Genomic DNA, 15,860 nt, shown 5'->3' on the forward strand with positions numbered 1-15,860 from the left:
ATGTCCCCCGTCACGCGCACGGCCGCCGGCCTGGCGTCGCTCACCGTCGCCGCCGCGCTGCTGGCCGGCTGCACCTCGACCGCCCCCACGGCGCAGGGGGCGGGCGACGGCGGCCCGATCACCGTGAACGCCACCGACACCGCCTGCGAGATCTCGACCGCGCAGGCCCCGGCCGGCAACGTCACCTTCCGGATCACCAACGCCGGCAGCAAGGTCACCGAGTTCTACCTCTACGCCACCGGTGACCGGATCATGGGCGAGGTCGAGAACATCGGCCCGGGGCTGTCCCGCGACCTGATCGTCGAGGTCCCCGACGGCGGCACCTACACCACTGCCTGCAAGCCCGGCATGTCCGGCGACGGCATCCGCGCCCCGTTCACCGTGACCGGCTCGGCGCAGCGTGCCACCGACGCGAACGCCCAGCTGGCCGCGGCCACCGCCGGCTACAAGCGCTACGTCGACTCCCAGGTCGGCGCGCTCGTCCCGAAGACCCAGGAGTTCGCCGACGCGGTCAAGGCCGGCGAGGTCGAGAAGGCCAAGGCGCTGTTCCCGGTCGCGCGCACCTACTGGGAGCGCATCGAGCCCGTCGCCGAGTCCTTCGGCGACATCGACCCGAGGATCGACGGCCGGGAGGACGACGAGCGTGACCCGGGCGTCGGGTTCACCGGGTACCACCGGCTGGAGAAGGACCTGTGGGTCACCGGCCTCCAGCCCGACTCGGCCGCGATCGCCGACCGGCTCACCGCCGACATCACCGACCTGGCCGCGCGCACCCGGACCGTCGAGCTGACCCCGGTCCAGCTCGCGAACGGTGCGAAGGAGCTCCTCGACGAGGTCGCCACCGGCAAGATCACCGGCGAGGAGGACCGCTACTCCCACACCGACCTGTGGGACTTCGCCGCGAACGTCGAGGGCTCCCGCGCCGCGGTCGCCGCACTCCGCCCGACGATCGACGCCAACGACCCCGCGCTCGGCCCGGTGCTCGACCAGCGGTTCGAGGCCGTCGAGACGCTGCTGCAGGGCTACCGGGTCGGCGACGGCTACCGGCTCTACACCCAGCTGACCCCGGAGGACACCCGCGCGATGACCGCGGCCGTCGACGCGCTGTCCGAGCCGGTCAGCAAGGTCGCGGGCACCGTGACGGCATGAGCCCGTGGCACCTGTCCCGGCGACGGCTGTTCGGCCTGGCCGGCGCCGGAGCGGCGCTGGCCGGGGCGGGCGCGGCCGCGGGCTACGGGCTGTCCGGCGCACCCGCCGCCGACGGCGTCGTCGCCTTCCGCGGCGAGCACCAGGCCGGGATCGTCACCCCGGCCCAGGACCGGCTGCACTTCGTCGCGCTCGACCTCACCTCGACCGACCGCGCCGCCGTCGCCGACCTGCTGCGCCGCTGGACCGCCGCGGCCGAGCGCATGACGAGCGGCCGGGAGACCGCCGAGGGCGGCGCGATCCCGGCCAACCGCTACGCCGCCCCGACCGACACCGGCGAGGCGCTCGGGCTCCCGGCCGCGTCGCTGACGCTGACCTTCGGCGTGGGCCCGGGGTTCTTCGACAAGCTCGGGATCGCCGACCGCCGCCCGCCCCAGCTCGCCGGGCTCCCCCGGTTCCAGGGCGACCGGCTCGACCCGGCCCGCTCCGGCGGGGACCTGTGCATCCAGGCCTGCGCCGACGATCCGCAGGTGGCCGTGCACGCGGTCCGCAACCTGGTCCGCGACGGCTTCGGCGTCACCGAGGTGCGCTGGTCGCAGCTGGGCTTCGGGCGGACGTCGTCGACCTCGACCGGGCAGGCGACCCCGCGCAACCTGTTCGGGTTCAAGGACGGCACGAACAACCTCAAGGCCGAGGAGCCCGATCTGCTCGCGCAGCACGTGTGGGTCGGCGACGAGGGACCGGACTGGCTGCGCGGCGGGTCCTACCTGGTCGCCCGCCGGATCCGGATGCACATCGAGACCTGGGACCGCTCCGGGCTCGACGAGCAGGAGCAGATCATCGGCCGGGACAAGGGTGAGGGCGCCCCGTTGACCGGCACGGCCGAGTTCGACCTCGCCGACCTGGCCGCCACCGGTCCGTCGGGGCCGGTCATCCCGGACGACAGCCACATCCGGCTCGCCTCAGCCGAGGCCAACGGCGGCGCGCGGATGCTGCGGCGCGGCTACAACTTCGTCGACGGCACCGACGGCCGCGGCCACCTCGACGCCGGGCTGTTCTTCGTCGCGTTCGTGCGCGACCCGCTCACGCAGTACGTGCCGATGCAGCGCAGGCTGGCCCGGTCCGATGCGCTCAGCGAGTACCTGGAGCACAACGGCTCGGCGGTGTTCGCGGTCCCGCCCGGCCTCGCCGAGGGCGACGACCACTGGGGACGCGCGCTCCTCGCCTGACCCGCACGCCGCGTCCCACCGGCACGGCCGCGCCCGCCGGGGGGCGGGCCGGGTCAGGGGGCCGGCGGCGCCGGGACGGCGGTGCGCTGCGCGTAGTCCGCGGCGGCGGACCACACGTCGCGGGCGTAGTCGCCCGAGGCGTTGTAGGCGAGCACCCCTCGCCACCAGTCCCCGGCGTCGGCGACGTCGCGCCCGTTCGCGCACAGGTACCCGGCCGCGGCGAGCGCGGCGTCGTCGACCTGCTGCGGGTCGGCGACGCCGTCACCGTTGCCGTCCGCGCCGTAGCGCGCCCAGGTCCCGGGCAGGAACTGCATCGGCCCGACCGCGCGGTCCAGCACCGGGTCGCCGTCGAGGCGGCCGCCGTCGGTGTCCGCCACCCGGCGGGTGCCGCCGGTGCCGTCGAGCGGGATGCCGATGATCGGCGGGTCGACGCGGCCGTCCGGGCCGGGCTCGGCGCCGCGGAAGGTCGCGTGCCGGGACTCGATCCGCCCGACCCCGGCCAGCGTCGCCCAGCTCAGCCGGCAGTCCGGGGTGCGCTCGCGCTGGCGCAGCTCGGCGTTCGCGTAGGCCTGCAGGGTCCGCTCGGGGATGTCGGCCTCGGCCGCGGTCGCCCGGGCCCACGCGACGACGTCGGTGCCCGCCGGCAGCGGCGCGGACGCAGGCGGGGCGGACTGCCTGTCGACCGGGGTCCGGGGCAGCGACGGCCCGAAGTCCGGGCCGGTCGCCAGCGAGACGAGCACGATCAGGGCCAGGATGCCGCCGATGGCCGCGAGCAGCGACTGGGTGCGCACGCTCACACGTTACCGGCGGGTATCACCCGATCGGGGTGGGGGTCAGGGACCGTCCCAGTAGCGGCGCCAGTCCTCGGCGGTCAGCGCGTGCGGGTCGAGCCCGTCGGCGGCGGCGGCCTTCTCCGCCGACCGCACCCGCGCCTCGAACTCCCGGGCGGCCGTGCGGAGCGCGGCCTCCGGGTCGGCACCGCCGAGCTGTGCGGCCGCGGCCAGCCGGAACAGCGCCGCACCGGCACCGTCGTCGGCGGGCAGCAGGTCCGCGGGCAGCCCCGCCTTCGCCGTGCGGGAGGTCAGCTTCGCGGCGAGCGCGACGGCCGGCTGGACCGTCGCGATGCCGTCGACACTGGACTCGCGCTGCTTCTCGGCGCGCTTGAGCTCGTCCCAGCGGCGGTCCTGGTCGGCGGCCGTGGCGACCTGCTCCCCCGCGGCGAACACGTGCGGGTGGCGGCCGACGAGCTTGTCGACCAGCCCGGTCGCGACCTCGTCGATCCCGAACGGGGCGCCGTCGTGCTCGGTGGCGACGCGGGCGTGGAACAGCACCTGCAGCAGGACGTCGCCGAGCTCCTCGCGCAGCTCGGTGCGGTCACCGTCCTCGATGGACTGGTAGAGCTCGTAGCACTCCTCGACGAGGTAGCGCAGCAGCGAGGTGTGGGTCTGCTCGGCGTCCCACGGGCAGCCGCCGGGCGAGCGCAGCCGGTCCATCACCGCGACGGCGTCGAGCACCGCGTGCCCGGTGGGCGGCGGCACCGCACCGGGGTGCGCGGCGGCGGGGTGGCCCGCCGGGACCAGCAGCACCGTGCCGTCGGCGAGCCCGGCGGGGTCGGTGCCGGTCCAGTCGGCGGCACCGGCGGCGGCGCCGGCGTCGAGACCGGGCACGGCGAGCACGTCGGTCGCGGAGCGCAGCAGCGGCAGCGCCGCGGCCGGGAGTGCGGCCCCGCGCCGGGGGCAGACGACGACCGTGGCGGCCATCAGGGAGCGGGCGGGGTCGGGTTGCCCGCGGCGACCGGGAACACCACGGAGGCGTCCTCGGCGGTCGGTACGGCGAGCATCTGGATCGGGTCCCACTCGCCGTAGCGGGGGTTGAGCTGCACCCCGGTGCGCAGCGCGGTGGGGGTGAGCATCCGGATCCCGGCCTCGGACAGCGACCGCTGGTCCAGCTGGCCGACCGCGTCGCCCGGGGCGGGGGCGCCGAGGTCGCGCTCGGTCACACGGACCACGACCCAGCCCTGGCCGCTGCCCAGCGGGAACGCCGCGACCCAGCCGGCCGGGATCCCGATCAGCGGGGTGAGCGCGGCCTGCGGGGTCTCGGCCGGGCGGATCGCGAGCCCGCGCTGGGTGGTGCCGGCACCGGCCAGCGCCGCCTCGGCCCGCTGCCCGCCGGCGGCGACCTCACGGGCCAGCGTGGTGGCCTGTGCCCGGTCCTGGGCGACCGCGACGTCCGCGGTCACCGACAGCCGCGGCAGCTCGCGGCGGGCGAGCTCGGACAGGGTCAGCTCGTCCCGGGTGGCGGCCTGCGCACCGCCGACCGCGAGCGACGACTCCTGCACCGCCTGCTCGCCGCCCTGCCGGGCGACCGCCGCGGCGACCTGCTGGTCGGACACGGTGACGCCCTGCTCCGGGGCGGTCAGGCCGATCAGGTCGCGGATCACCAGCTGGGACACCACGGCCCGCCCGATGTCGGCCTCTGACCCGCCCTGGGCCTTGAGACCGTCGACCAGCCCGGGCCGGGTGAGCACCGAGGTGATCGCGGGCTGCACGGTGGCGAGCGGGATCGACGTCTCGCCGACGATCGCGGCTGAGTCGACCCGGCTCGGTCCGGTGCCGCAGCCGGCCCCGGTGACAGCGACGGCCCCGACGATCAGCAGGGCGGCGGTGATCCTGCGAGTGCGCACGGCGGTCAGCCTCTCACGCGATGTGGTGCCGATCTCCCCCGCCCGGCCGAGCCGGTAGTGCGGGCCGGGCCGCCGACGGCCGCCCCGCGAGGTCCGGCGGCCGCGCGGGCGGGTGCTCGTCGAGCCGGCCCAGGGCGATCGCGATCGCCCGGTCCAGCTGCGGGTCCCGTCCTGCCGCCCGGTCCTGCGGGGTCACCACCACCTCCACGTCGGGGTCGACGCCGTGGTTCTCCATCGTCCAGCCGACGTCGTCGAACCAGGTGGCGTAGCGGGGCTGGGTCACCAGGGTGCCGTCGACGAGCCGGTAGCGGCTGTCGATGCCGATCACCCCGCCCCAGGTGCGGGTCCCGACGACCGGGCCGACCCCGAGCCGCTTGATGGCGGCGGTGACGATGTCGCCGTCGGAGCCCGAGCGCTCGTCGGCCAGGGTCACCACCGGCCCGCGCGGCGCCTGTTCGGGGTAGGTGGCGGGTGCGCCGTGCCGGGGCAGGTCCCACCCGATGACGCGGCGGGCGAGCTTCTCCACCACCAGCTGCGAGGTGTGGCCGCCGCGGTTGCCGCGCACGTCGAGCAGCAGGCCGTCCTTCGCGGTCTCGCGGGCGAGGTCGCGGTGCAGCTGGGCCCAGCCGTAGCCCATCATGTCCGGCACGTGCAGGTAGCCCAGGCGCCCGCCGGAACGCTCGGCGACCTCGGCGCGCAGCCGGGCCACCCGGTCCTGGTAGCGCAGCTCGTCCTCGGAGTGCAGCGGGCGCACCGCGACGCGGCGGACGGTGCCCGCGTCGGGCCGGTCGGGACCGGAGCGCACGGTGAGCTCCACGGTGCTCCCGGCCGTCGCGACGAGCAGTGGCGCGACCCCCCAGTGCGGGTCCAGCGGGCGCCCGTTCACCTCCAGCAGCACGTCCCCGGCCCGCACGTCGACGCCCGGCCCGGACAGCGGGCTGCGCGCGGCGGGCGCGGAGGTCTCCGGCGGCAGGACGCGCCGGACCCGCCACCCCGGTCCGCCTGCCGGGTCGGGTTCCAGGTCCGCCCCGAGCAGGCCGGGGCGCCCGGTCGGGTCGCCGCCGGCGCCGCCGCCCAGGACGTAGGCGTGCGAGGTCCCCAGCTCGCCGTGCAGCTCCCACAGCACGTCGAGCAGGTCGTCGTGGCTCCCGGCCCGGTCGACCAGCGGCCGGTACCGGGCGGTCTCGGCGGCCCAGTCGACCCCGGCCATGTCCTCGACCCAGAAGTGGTCGCGCATGAGGCGGGCGGTCTCGTCGAACATCTGCCGCCACTGGGCGACCGGGTCGACGGTGACCACGAGCCGGCGGGTGTCGATCGTGAACTCGTCGCCGCCCGCGTCGTCCTCGGGCGCCGCGGAGCCGCCCCGGTCGGCGCGCAGCAGCCGCACCGTGCCCCGGTCGCGGACGACGAGCCGGGTTCCGTCGCCGCTCACCGCGAACGACGACGCCGGATCGGCGACCACGGTGACCGTGCGCCGGGCCAGGTCGAACCGCTCCAGCACGGCGCGGTCGGGCTCGGCGTCGTCGTCGGGGAGGCTGTCGCCGAGCACGCCGGTGCCGCCGGGCAGCCGCAGCCACACCAGGCCGCCCCGGACCGCGGAGAGCCGGGTGTAGCGGGCGGCCTCGACCGGCACGCCGACGACCCGGTCGGCCAGCCCCTCGACGTCGACGACGACCTCCGGCGGTACCTCGCCGGCGTCGCGCCCGGACCGGCGACGGCCGCCGCGCGCCCCGCTCCGGGCCTGCGCCCCGGCCCCGGTCGCCGCGGCCACCGCGCGGCCCGCACCGTCGGCGGCTCCGTCACCGGACGGCTCGGGCTCGTCGCCGGGCTCCGGCGGGGCCGGGGGCGTCGGCGGGGTCGCGGGCGGGTCGTCCGGGCCTTCGTCGGCCGGGTCCACCGGGCGGCCGTCCGGCCCCGCCCCGAACGGCGACGGCGTCCGCGCGGCCAGCGGCACCAGGAACGGCTTCCAGCCGGTGCCGAAGGTCAGGTCGAAGGAGTGCTCGTCGTAGCTGGGGTCGAACACCCGCCGGGACAGGAACGCCAGGTGCCTGCCGTCAGCGGTGAAGACCGGGTCGCTGTCGTGGAAGCGGGCCGGGGTGACCTCGGCGTGCTCGCCGTCGGCGACCCGGGTGAGCACGATCCGCGACAGCCCCTCGGGGGCCGGGTCGCACCAGGCCAGCCAGGCCGAGTCCGGTGACCAGGACACGTCGGAGGGCTCGCCCGCGGTGCCGCGGTGCAGCTCGCGCAGCTCCCCCACCGCCCGGGCCGGGACGGCCTCGTCGACCACGCCGTCGTCGGGCCGGCCGCCGGGGCCGGGCGCCGGATCCGGTGCGGGATCGGCGCCGGTGTGCAGCACCAGCAGCCTGCCGTCGTGCGTGGTGAGCGCGACGGCGGACCCGTCCGGTGCCGGGACCAGCTCCAGGACCCGTCCGATGCCGCCCGCGGCGTACCGCGCCCGCTCCGGGGCGTCCGGGAGGTGCGGGTCGAGCGGGGCCACGACCACGGCGTCCTCACCGGTCGCGTCGTCCACCCACACGGCGCGGTGCGTGCCGAGCGGGTGCGCGAGCCGGGCCCGCACACCGGGCTCGGCGAGCAGTGCGCGGGCGGGGCCGTCGCGGTGGGTGAGCCGGTGCACGGTCCCGCGCACCGACACGATGCTCGTGCGGCCGGTGCGGTCGGGCCGGACCGGGCCGAGGTCGGCGGGCAGCGACGCGCGGAACGGCTCGCGGGCGCGCCGCGGCCCGCCGGGCCGGACGTCGATCCGGCGCGGCTGCGAGGCGGCGGACAGATCGTCCAGCAGGAAGATCTCCCCGGCCGACTCGTAGACCACCCGGCGCCCGTCGGTGCTGGCGTGCCGGGCGTAGAAGTCGGTGCGGCCGCCGGAGCCGTGGTCGGTGTGCCGGCGCAGGTCGGTGCCGGGGTCGGCGAGCGGGACGGAGTAGACGTTCCCCCAGCCCTCGTGGTCGGAGACGAACGCCAGCCGCGGGCCCGACCCGTCGTCGACGATCATGGGGCACTCCAGCTGCCCGGCCAGAGCGGCGAGGACCCGGGTGAACTCCCCCGTCCCGGCGGTGTCGAGCCACAGCCGACCGGCGCGCCCACCGCGGTAGCGCTTCCAGTGGGCCGCGTCGCGCCCGCCCTCGACCTGGGTGAGCACGGCGGGTCCGCCGGGCTGGTGGGCGAGCGCGGAGAGCGTGCCGTACGGCAGCAGCCGCGGTGCCCCGCCGGTCGCCGGGACCGCGTACGCCCACAGCCGGGAGGTCGCGTCGCCGTGCGCGGACAGCGCGACCACCGCGCCGTCGGGGGTCCAGCCCGCGGCGCGGGTCGGCGCCTCGCCCCACCAGGTCAGCCGGGTCGGCGTGCCACCCTCGGCGTCGACCCGGTACACCTCGGGTGCGCCGTCGCGCCGGGACGCGAACGCGACGGACCCGCCGTCGGGCGAGAAGCGCGGTGCGGTGACGGGCACCCCGTCCGCGGTCAGGCGGTGGGCCCGCCCGCCCTCGACCGGAGCCGTCCACAGGTCGTCCTCCGCGACCAGGACGACCGTGTCACCCGACAGATGGGGATGGCGCAGGAAGCTCACACGGCGACGTTAGCCGCACCCACCGACGATCCGGACCCGCCCGCGGCGGGGTCCCCGGTGCAGACGCAGCGCAGCGGGGCGAAGCCGTTGAAGCCCACCGAGGAGTAGCTGGCGGTGTAGGCGCCGGTGTGCAGCAGCCGGACCACGTCACCGGCGCACAGGTCGTCGGGGAGCAGGTAGGGGTGCCTGCGGTAGAGCACGTCGGCGCTATCGCAGGTCGGCCCGGCCAGGACGACCGGGGAGCGGGGGCCGTCGTCGTGCGCGGTGCGGATCGGGTAGCGGACCAGCTCGCCCTCGGTCTCGGCGAGCCCGCCGAAGCGGCCGACGTCGAGATAGACCCAGCGCGGACCGGCGTCACCGTCCCGGTCGGACACGAGCACGACCTCACTGTGCAGCGTCCCCGCGTCGGCGACGAGGCCCCGGCCCGGTTCGATCATCAACTCCAGCCGGTCGTCGCCGAACTCCGCGGCGACCGCCCCGTGGATCGCGTCGCCGTAGTCCGACAGCGGGCGGACCTGCGCGTCGTAGTGCGCGGGGAATCCGCCGCCGAGGTCGAGCAGGTCGGGTCGCAGCCCGCGGGCGCGGACCCGGCGGAACACCTCCGCGGCGTCGGCGATCCCGGCCCGCCACGCCCCCGGGTCGAGCTGCTGGGAGCCGACGTGGAACGACACGCCCGCGGCGCGCAGACCGGCCGCGTCGGCGTCGAGGAGCAACGACGCGGCCGCGGCCGTCGAGCACCCGAACTTGCGGTCCAGCGGGAAACAGAAGCCCGCGCCGGTGCAGGTGACCCGGACGAACACCTCCGCCCCCGGCGCGCAGCGCGCGATCTTGGCCAGCTCGGCGGCCGAGTCGACGGCGAACCGGCGGACCCCGCTGCGGTGCGCGAACGCGATGTCGCGTTCCTTCTTCACGGTGCTGCCGTAGGAGATGTCCGCGGGCCGCGCGCCGGCCGCGAGGCACAGTTCCAGCTCCGGCCGGCTGGCGACGTCGAATCGCGCGCCGAGACCGACCAGGAATGCGACGAGCCGCGGGGCCGGATTCGCCTTGACCGCATAGAACAGTTCCGCGCCGGGAAGTGCGCGTCCAAATTCGGCGTACCGTTCCCGGACGGCGTCCAGATCCAGCACCAGGTACGGAGTGCAGAGTTCGACGGATTCAGTGGAGACGGGCCGGCGATCGGACATCGGACACACCTCTTTCCCGGAAACGGGGGGTTCACGACGGAAACGGCGTCCTGATCCGCCGTCGATCCGATCGTAAAACAGTGTGGATCACGCCCGTGGGGTGCCGTGGATCACCGGAGGAAACGGGAACCCACGTCGCGCGATTGATCCCGACAACTCCGGCGAGCAGTTCGCCGGCGTCCGTCCCGTTCCGTCCCGGAAACGGCACGGACGCCGACACCCGATGTTCTCCGGTGCAGCACCCGGTGTTCATCAACGCGGCGTCAACGCCGCGTCGGGGCCGCGTCAGGACGAGGCGGAGCTGTGCACCGGGGTGGAGGTCGGCACGATCTGCAGCAGCAGCTCCGCGCACCAGCCGAGCAGCTCGACGTCGCGCATGGCGGCGCCGCCGATCCGGTTGCCCTGCACCGGCTTGGGCACCGTGACGACCTGCGCGGCCGCCTTGTACTGCGCCTTGGGGTAGAGCCGGCGCAGCCGCAGCTGGGCGGAGTCGGGCAGCTGCATCGGACCGATCCGCAGCTGGGTGCCCGCCGAGGCGACCTCGCGGATGCCGAGGCGGCGGCAGAGCTGGCGGAACCGGGCGACCTCCAGCAGGTTGCGCACCGGGGTCGGGGGCTCGCCGTAGCGGTCGGTCAGCTCCTCGACGATCGCGGTGAGCGCGGCGTCGTCCGGCGCCTCGGCGATCTTGCGGTAGACCTCCAGGCGCAGCCGCTCGCCGTCGACGTAGTCGTGCGGGACGTGCGCGTCGACCGGGAGGTCGACCCGGACCTCCTGGAGTTCCTCCGGCTCGGCCCCGATCTCTCCGCCCGCCTGCCTGCGGAACGCCGCGACGGCCTCCCCGACCAGGCGGATGTAGAGGTCGAACCCGACGCCGGCGATGTGGCCGGACTGCTCGGCACCGAGGATGTTGCCCGCGCCGCGGATCTCCAGGTCCTTCATCGCGACGGCCGCACCGGAGCCGAGCTCGGAGTGCTGGGCGATGGTGGCGAGCCGGTCGTGCGCGGTCTCGGTGAGCGGGTGGTCGGCGGGGAACAGGAAGTAGGCGTAGCCGCGGTCGCGGCCACGCCCGACCCGGCCGCGCAGCTGGTGGAGCTGGGACAGGCCCAGCGTGTCGGAGCGCTCGACGATCAGGGTGTTGGCGTTGGAGATGTCCAGGCCGTTCTCGACGATCGTGGTGCAGATCAGCACGTCGAACTCGCGGTGCCAGAACGCGCTGACGGTCCGCTCCAGCAGGTCCTCGTTCATCTGCCCGTGCGCGACGGCGACCCGCGCCTCGGGGACGAGGTCCTGGATCTTCTTCGCCGCCCGGTCGATCGAGCTGACCCGGTTGTGCACGTAGAACACCTGGCCGTCGCGCAGCAGCTCGCGGCGCAGGGCGGCGGCGACCTGCTTGTCGTCGTAGGCGCCGACATAGGTCAGGGTCGGGTGCCGCTCCTCGGGCGGGGTCGTGATCGCCGACATCTCGCGGATGCCGGCGAGGCTCATCTCCAGGGTCCGCGGGATCGGCGTCGCGGACAGGGTCAGGACGTCGACGTGCGCCCGGAGCGCGGTGATGTGCTCCTTGTGCTCGACGCCGAAGCGCTGCTCCTCGTCGACGATCACCAGGCCGAGGTCCTTGTAGCGGATGCCGGTCTGGAGCAGCCGGTGCGTGCCGACGACGACGTCGACCTGGCCGTCGGCGAGCTTCTCGATCGTCTCGCGCGCCTCGGCCGGGTCGGTGAACCGCGACAGCCCGCGCACGGTCACCGGGAACTGGCGCATCCGCTCGGAGAACGTCGACAGGTGCTGGGTGGCGAGCAGCGTCGTCGGGACGAGGACCGCGACCTGCTTGCCGTCCTGCACCGCCTTGAACGCCGCCCGCACCGCGATCTCGGTCTTGCCGAACCCGACGTCGCCGGAGATGACACGGTCCATCGGGACCGGACGCTCCATGTCCCGCTTGACCTCGTCGATCGCGGAGAGCTGGTCGGGGGTCTCGGTGTAGGGGAAGGCGTCCTCGAGCTCGCGCTGCCACGGGGTGTCCGCGCCGAACGCGTGCCCCGGCGAGGCCTGGCGCGCCGCGTAGAGCTGCACCAGACCGGCCGCGATGTCCTTGACCGCCTTGCGGGCGCGGCTCTTGGTCTTGGCCCAGTCCCCGCCGCCGAGCTTGTTGACGGCTGGCTGCTCGCCGCCCACGTAGCGGCTGATCTCGTCGAGGGCGTCGGTGGGCACGAAGAGCCGGTCGGCGGGCTGGCCGCGCTTGGAGCTGGCGTACTCCAGCACCAGGTACTCGCGGGTGGCGCCCTGGACGGTGCGTTCCTTCATCTCGATGAAGCGCCCGATGCCGTGCTGGTTGTGGACGACGAAGTCGCCGGGCTGCAGCACGGCCAGGTCGACGGCGTTGCGCTTGCGCGGGGTGGTCTTGCGCGGCGCGGTGTCGAGCCCGGCGCGGCTGCCGGTCAGGTCGGCCTCGGAGACGACGACCAGTCCGACCTCCGGCGCGGTGAACCCGTTCAGCACGCGCCCGCAGGTGACGGTGACGATCCCCTTCTCCGGGGCGTCGGCGAGCACCGGGACGGCGGAGGCGGGGACCTCGGCCTCGCGCAGCTGCTCCAGCGAGCGGTCGGCGGTGCCCTGCCCGGCCAGCACGAGCACCGCGGCGCCGCCGGTGGCGACGTGCGCGCGCAGGTCGGTCAGCGCGCGGTCGGTGTCGCCCCGGTAGGGCTCGATCTCGTGCACGCCCGCCACGACGACGTCGTCGGAGCCCGACAGCAGCGGCGACAACGAGACCACGGGGCGGCCGGTCGCCGTCGCGTGGTCCAGCGTGACGCGCAGGTCGCGGTAGGCCGACCCGGATACGTCGATCGGGGCCTCGCCGCCGGAGCCGGACGCCAGCCAGGACGCCTCCAGGAACTCCTGCCCGGTGCGCACGAGGTCCGCGCAGCGGGTGCGGATGCGCTCGGGGTCGGCGAGCAGCACCCGCGTCCCGTCCGGGAGCAGGTCGGTGAGCGTCTGCATCTCCCCGCCGACCAGCGCCGGGATCAGCGACTCCATGCCCTCACCGGGGATGCCCTCGGACAGCTTCTCCAGCAGCTCGCGCAGCGGGTTGCGGTTGAGGCCCGCGGTCTCGGGCTGCTCCAGGGCCAGCTCGCCGGCCCGCTCGCGCACCGGCGTGGTGAGCAGCAGCTCGCGGCACGGCGGCACGTCGATCCGCGTGACCTCGCCGACCGAACGCTGGTCCGCGACGGAGAACGACCGCAGCTCGGAGACCTCGTCGCCCCAGAACTCGACGCGCACCGGGTGCTCGGCGGTCGGCGGGAAGATGTCCAGGATGCCGCCGCGCACGGCGAACTCGCCGCGGGTGGTGACCATCTCGGCGCGGCTGTAGGCCAGCTCGACCAGGCGCACCAGCAGCTGCTCGAAGTCGTACTCCTCGCCGACGGCCAGCGTCACCGGGGCGAGCGTGCCCAGCCCGGGCGCGATCGGCTGGATCAGGCTGCGCGCCGCGGTCACGACCACCCGAGGGGCGGTCTCCACCGAGGAGAGCCGGTGGAAGATCGTCAGCCGGCGGGCGACGGTGTCCGGGCGCGGGGACAGCTTCTCGTGCGGCAGCGTCTCCCAGCTCGGCAGTACGACGACCGGCGCGCCCGCGCAGTCGTGCACCGTGTCGGCGGCGGCGCCCGGCCCCTCGCCGTGGCCGAGCAGGTCCGACACCGCGGCCGCGAGGTCCTCGGCCTCCCGGTCGGTGGCGGTCACGGCGAGCACCGTGGAGGTCTCGGCGAGCCCGGCGGCGAGCAGCGGGCGCACCGCGGAGGGACCCTCGACCTGCACGGCAGGGGTCTCACCGGCGCGGGTGTCCGCGGCACGGGCGGCGTCGACGGCGGCGCGGAGACCGGCGTCGGACAGGGCGGAGGTGAGCAGACCGGACAGGATGGCCACGACGGCGCTGGCTCCTCGGTGGAGGTGGGCTGGCGGTGCGCGCGGCGACGGGGACCGGCCGCGGGCAGGACAGACCCCTGCCCGGGTCGCGGTAGGGCTCCCGACCCGGTCGGGGTGCCGACCTCCGAGTTTACGCCTGGCCCACGCGGGCGCCGAGCGAGGCGTCCGTGTCCCGCGGCACGCCTCGCTCAGAGCAGCCCGTCGCGCTCCAGGGTCGCCTCGTACAGGTCGAGCATCCGCTCGTCGTCGCCCCCGGCCGCGACGGCCGCGTCGGCGTAGGCCTTCTCGAAGCGCTCCTGATTGGCCTGCCAGGTGCGACGGAAGGTGTCGGCGTCACGACGCCAGTAGCCGAGCACGCCGTAGGCGCCGGGCGGCAGGCCGCGCTCGTGGCGCAGGTGCTTGCGGGCGGCGCGGGTCGCGGACGCCTCACCGCCGACGTAGACGTAGCCGGGCCCGTCCGGCAACGCCAGCCCGGCGACGATCTCCGCCAGCCGGCTGCCGGTCTCGCTCGCGGGCTCGCGGCGGACCCGCGCCCGCGTGGGGAAGTCGGCCGGGATCTCGTCGATCTCCAGGACGACCTCGGTGTCGATGCCCTCGGGGGTCTCGGTGACGATCCGGGCGAGCGCGGGGAGCGCGGCCGCGTCGCCGACGAGGATCTGCCAGCCGACGCCGTCCGGGCGCTTGAACCAGCTGTTCGAGTGCGAGACCTCGATCTCGTCGCCGACGCAGGCCCGCCGGGCCCAGCCCGCGCCGACCCCGCCGGGGTGGCAGACCAGGTCGATGGACGCCCGGGTGCGGCAGGGGCTGACCTCGCGCAGGGTGTACCAGCGACCGTGGTCGTCGCGGCCGCCGTCGGGCAGCGGGAAGTGGAAGACGCAGGCCTCGTCGGGGACGCCCGGCAGGCCGAGACCGGCGAGCCCCTCCCCCTCGAGCTCGGCCCGGACGAAGACGTCCGAGAGCCGCTGCAGACCCACCACGCGGACCGCCGCCCGGTCCTCGGTCACGACCGACATCGCCGCCTCCTCCATAGGTGAGGCTCAGCTAACCACGACGGAGCGGGCCACACCAAACGGATCTTCCGGACACGGTGTCGCACAGCACGACTACTACGTCGCATCGTAGATACTCACCCGATCGTGTGCGCTAGCGTCGACAGGTGTCAGGCGGGTTTCCGACCCCGAGCCAGCACGGAGGAGCAAGCGGTGATCACGGTCTACCTCAACCGCCGGATCGACGACGACGCGCGCCGCGAGTCCCTGTTCCGGGGCGACTTCCACCTCTACAGCGGGATCGGTGGCGCGAACGCCCTCGCCGACCACGCCAAGGACCTGATCGGGCAGGCCTTCGAGGGTCTGGACCCGGAGCGGGCCCAGTACGAGATGGACGTCGACGAGTTCGTCCGCCGCGTCGAGCCGCTCAAGCGCGAGTTCACCAACGGCGACCGGACCAAGGCGCTCTGCCAGCAGTTCGCCGTCGACTTCGGCGTCGACCCCGAGCGCACCTACTTCGACATCCCGCGGCTGCGCGTGATCCCGGCCGACCAGTTCCTCACCGCCGGCGTGTCCTACAACTACAAGGCGCACCGCGACATGTGGTACGGCCACCCGCAGCAGCTCGTGAACTACTGGACCCCGGTGTTCGACGTCGTCGGCGACAACGTCATGAGCATGTACACCGACTACTTCGACCGCCCGGTGAAGAACGGATCGAACCAGTACGACTACGACGAGTGGGTCGCCAAGCACCGCACCGCGGCCGCCGGCGAGAAGACCACCGACACCCGTCCGCACCCGCTCCCACTGGAGGACTTCGAGTCCCGCGGCGAGATCCGGATCGCCGGGCAGTCCGGTGACGTGTTCATGTTCTCGTCGAACCACCTGCACGCGTCGGCGCCGAACACCTCCGACGTCACCCGGTTCTCCTACGACCTGCGCACGATCAACCTCGACGACGTCCGGGCCGGCCGCGGCCCGCGCAACGTCGACTCGGGCGCGACCGGCACCACGCTGGGCGACTTCCTGCGGGTCTCCGACCTCGCCCCGCTGAAGGCCGAGGAGTTCGAGGACGCACTCACGCACGCCTGAGCCCACCGCCCTTCCGACGGCCCGGTACCGCGA

Annotated in this window: 10 protein-coding genes; 3 read left to right on the forward strand and 7 right to left on the reverse strand. The window is 75.1% G+C overall.

From position 1 onward, the window contains the following. Both efeO and efeB read left to right on the forward strand, forming a co-directional pair. The gene (efeO, locus tag KPF22_RS25865) at positions 1-1,149 is read left to right on the forward strand and encodes an iron uptake system protein EfeO (protein WP_224403526.1); all 1,149 of its coding nucleotides are present in this window, start codon (positions 1-3) and stop codon (positions 1,147-1,149) included. Continuing rightward, on the forward strand, positions 1,146-2,375 hold the full coding sequence (gene efeB, locus KPF22_RS25870) for an iron uptake transporter deferrochelatase/peroxidase subunit (protein WP_224403527.1): 1,230 nt from the start codon (positions 1,146-1,148) through the stop codon (positions 2,373-2,375). The genes efeO and efeB overlap by 4 nt, the downstream gene beginning before the upstream one ends. Before the next feature lie 53 nt (positions 2,376-2,428). Here the strand turns inward: efeB and KPF22_RS25875 are convergent, their stop codons facing one another. The 7 genes from KPF22_RS25875 to KPF22_RS25905 form a co-directional block, all read right to left on the reverse strand. Next, positions 2,429-3,166: a lytic transglycosylase domain-containing protein gene (locus KPF22_RS25875; protein WP_224403528.1), complete on the reverse strand. Its 738-nt coding sequence runs from the start codon at positions 3,164-3,166 to the stop codon at positions 2,429-2,431. Positions 3,167-3,208: 42 nt separating this feature from the next. Next, a complete protein-coding gene (locus KPF22_RS25880) occupies positions 3,209-4,135 on the reverse strand; it encodes a MazG family protein (protein ID WP_062400292.1) in 927 nt (308 codons plus the stop codon). Then, positions 4,135-5,058 carry a peptidylprolyl isomerase gene (locus KPF22_RS25885; protein WP_208818793.1) on the reverse strand — a complete coding sequence of 308 codons (924 nt, stop codon included), beginning with the start codon at positions 5,056-5,058 and terminating at the stop codon, positions 4,135-4,137. The genes KPF22_RS25880 and KPF22_RS25885 overlap by 1 nt, the downstream gene beginning before the upstream one ends. Positions 5,059-5,071: 13 nt before the next feature. Then, a complete protein-coding gene (locus tag KPF22_RS32790) occupies positions 5,072-8,641 on the reverse strand; it encodes a S41 family peptidase (protein ID WP_308010471.1) in 3,570 nt (1,189 codons plus the stop codon). Beyond that, positions 8,638-9,825: a type III PLP-dependent enzyme gene (locus KPF22_RS25895; RefSeq protein ID WP_224403529.1), complete on the reverse strand. Its 1,188-nt coding sequence runs from the start codon at positions 9,823-9,825 to the stop codon at positions 8,638-8,640. The genes KPF22_RS32790 and KPF22_RS25895 overlap by 4 nt, the downstream gene beginning before the upstream one ends. 285 nt (positions 9,826-10,110) lie before the next feature. Further along, a complete protein-coding gene (gene mfd / locus KPF22_RS25900) occupies positions 10,111-13,734 on the reverse strand; it encodes a transcription-repair coupling factor (RefSeq protein ID WP_224403980.1) in 3,624 nt (1,207 codons plus the stop codon). A gap of 197 nt (positions 13,735-13,931) precedes the next feature. Then, the gene (locus KPF22_RS25905) at positions 13,932-14,756 is read right to left on the reverse strand and encodes a siderophore-interacting protein (protein WP_224403530.1); all 825 of its coding nucleotides are present in this window, start codon (positions 14,754-14,756) and stop codon (positions 13,932-13,934) included. 189 nt (positions 14,757-14,945) lie between these two features. On the opposite strand from KPF22_RS25905, the gene KPF22_RS25910 reads away from it, so the two are divergent. Then, positions 14,946-15,827: a hypothetical protein gene (locus tag KPF22_RS25910; protein WP_062400283.1), complete on the forward strand. Its 882-nt coding sequence runs from the start codon at positions 14,946-14,948 to the stop codon at positions 15,825-15,827. The last annotated feature ends 33 nt before the right edge of the window (positions 15,828-15,860 follow it).

Source organism: Pseudonocardia sp. ICBG1034 (assembly GCF_020131375.1).
Classification (GTDB): Bacteria; Actinomycetota; Actinomycetes; order Mycobacteriales; family Pseudonocardiaceae; genus Pseudonocardia; species Pseudonocardia alni.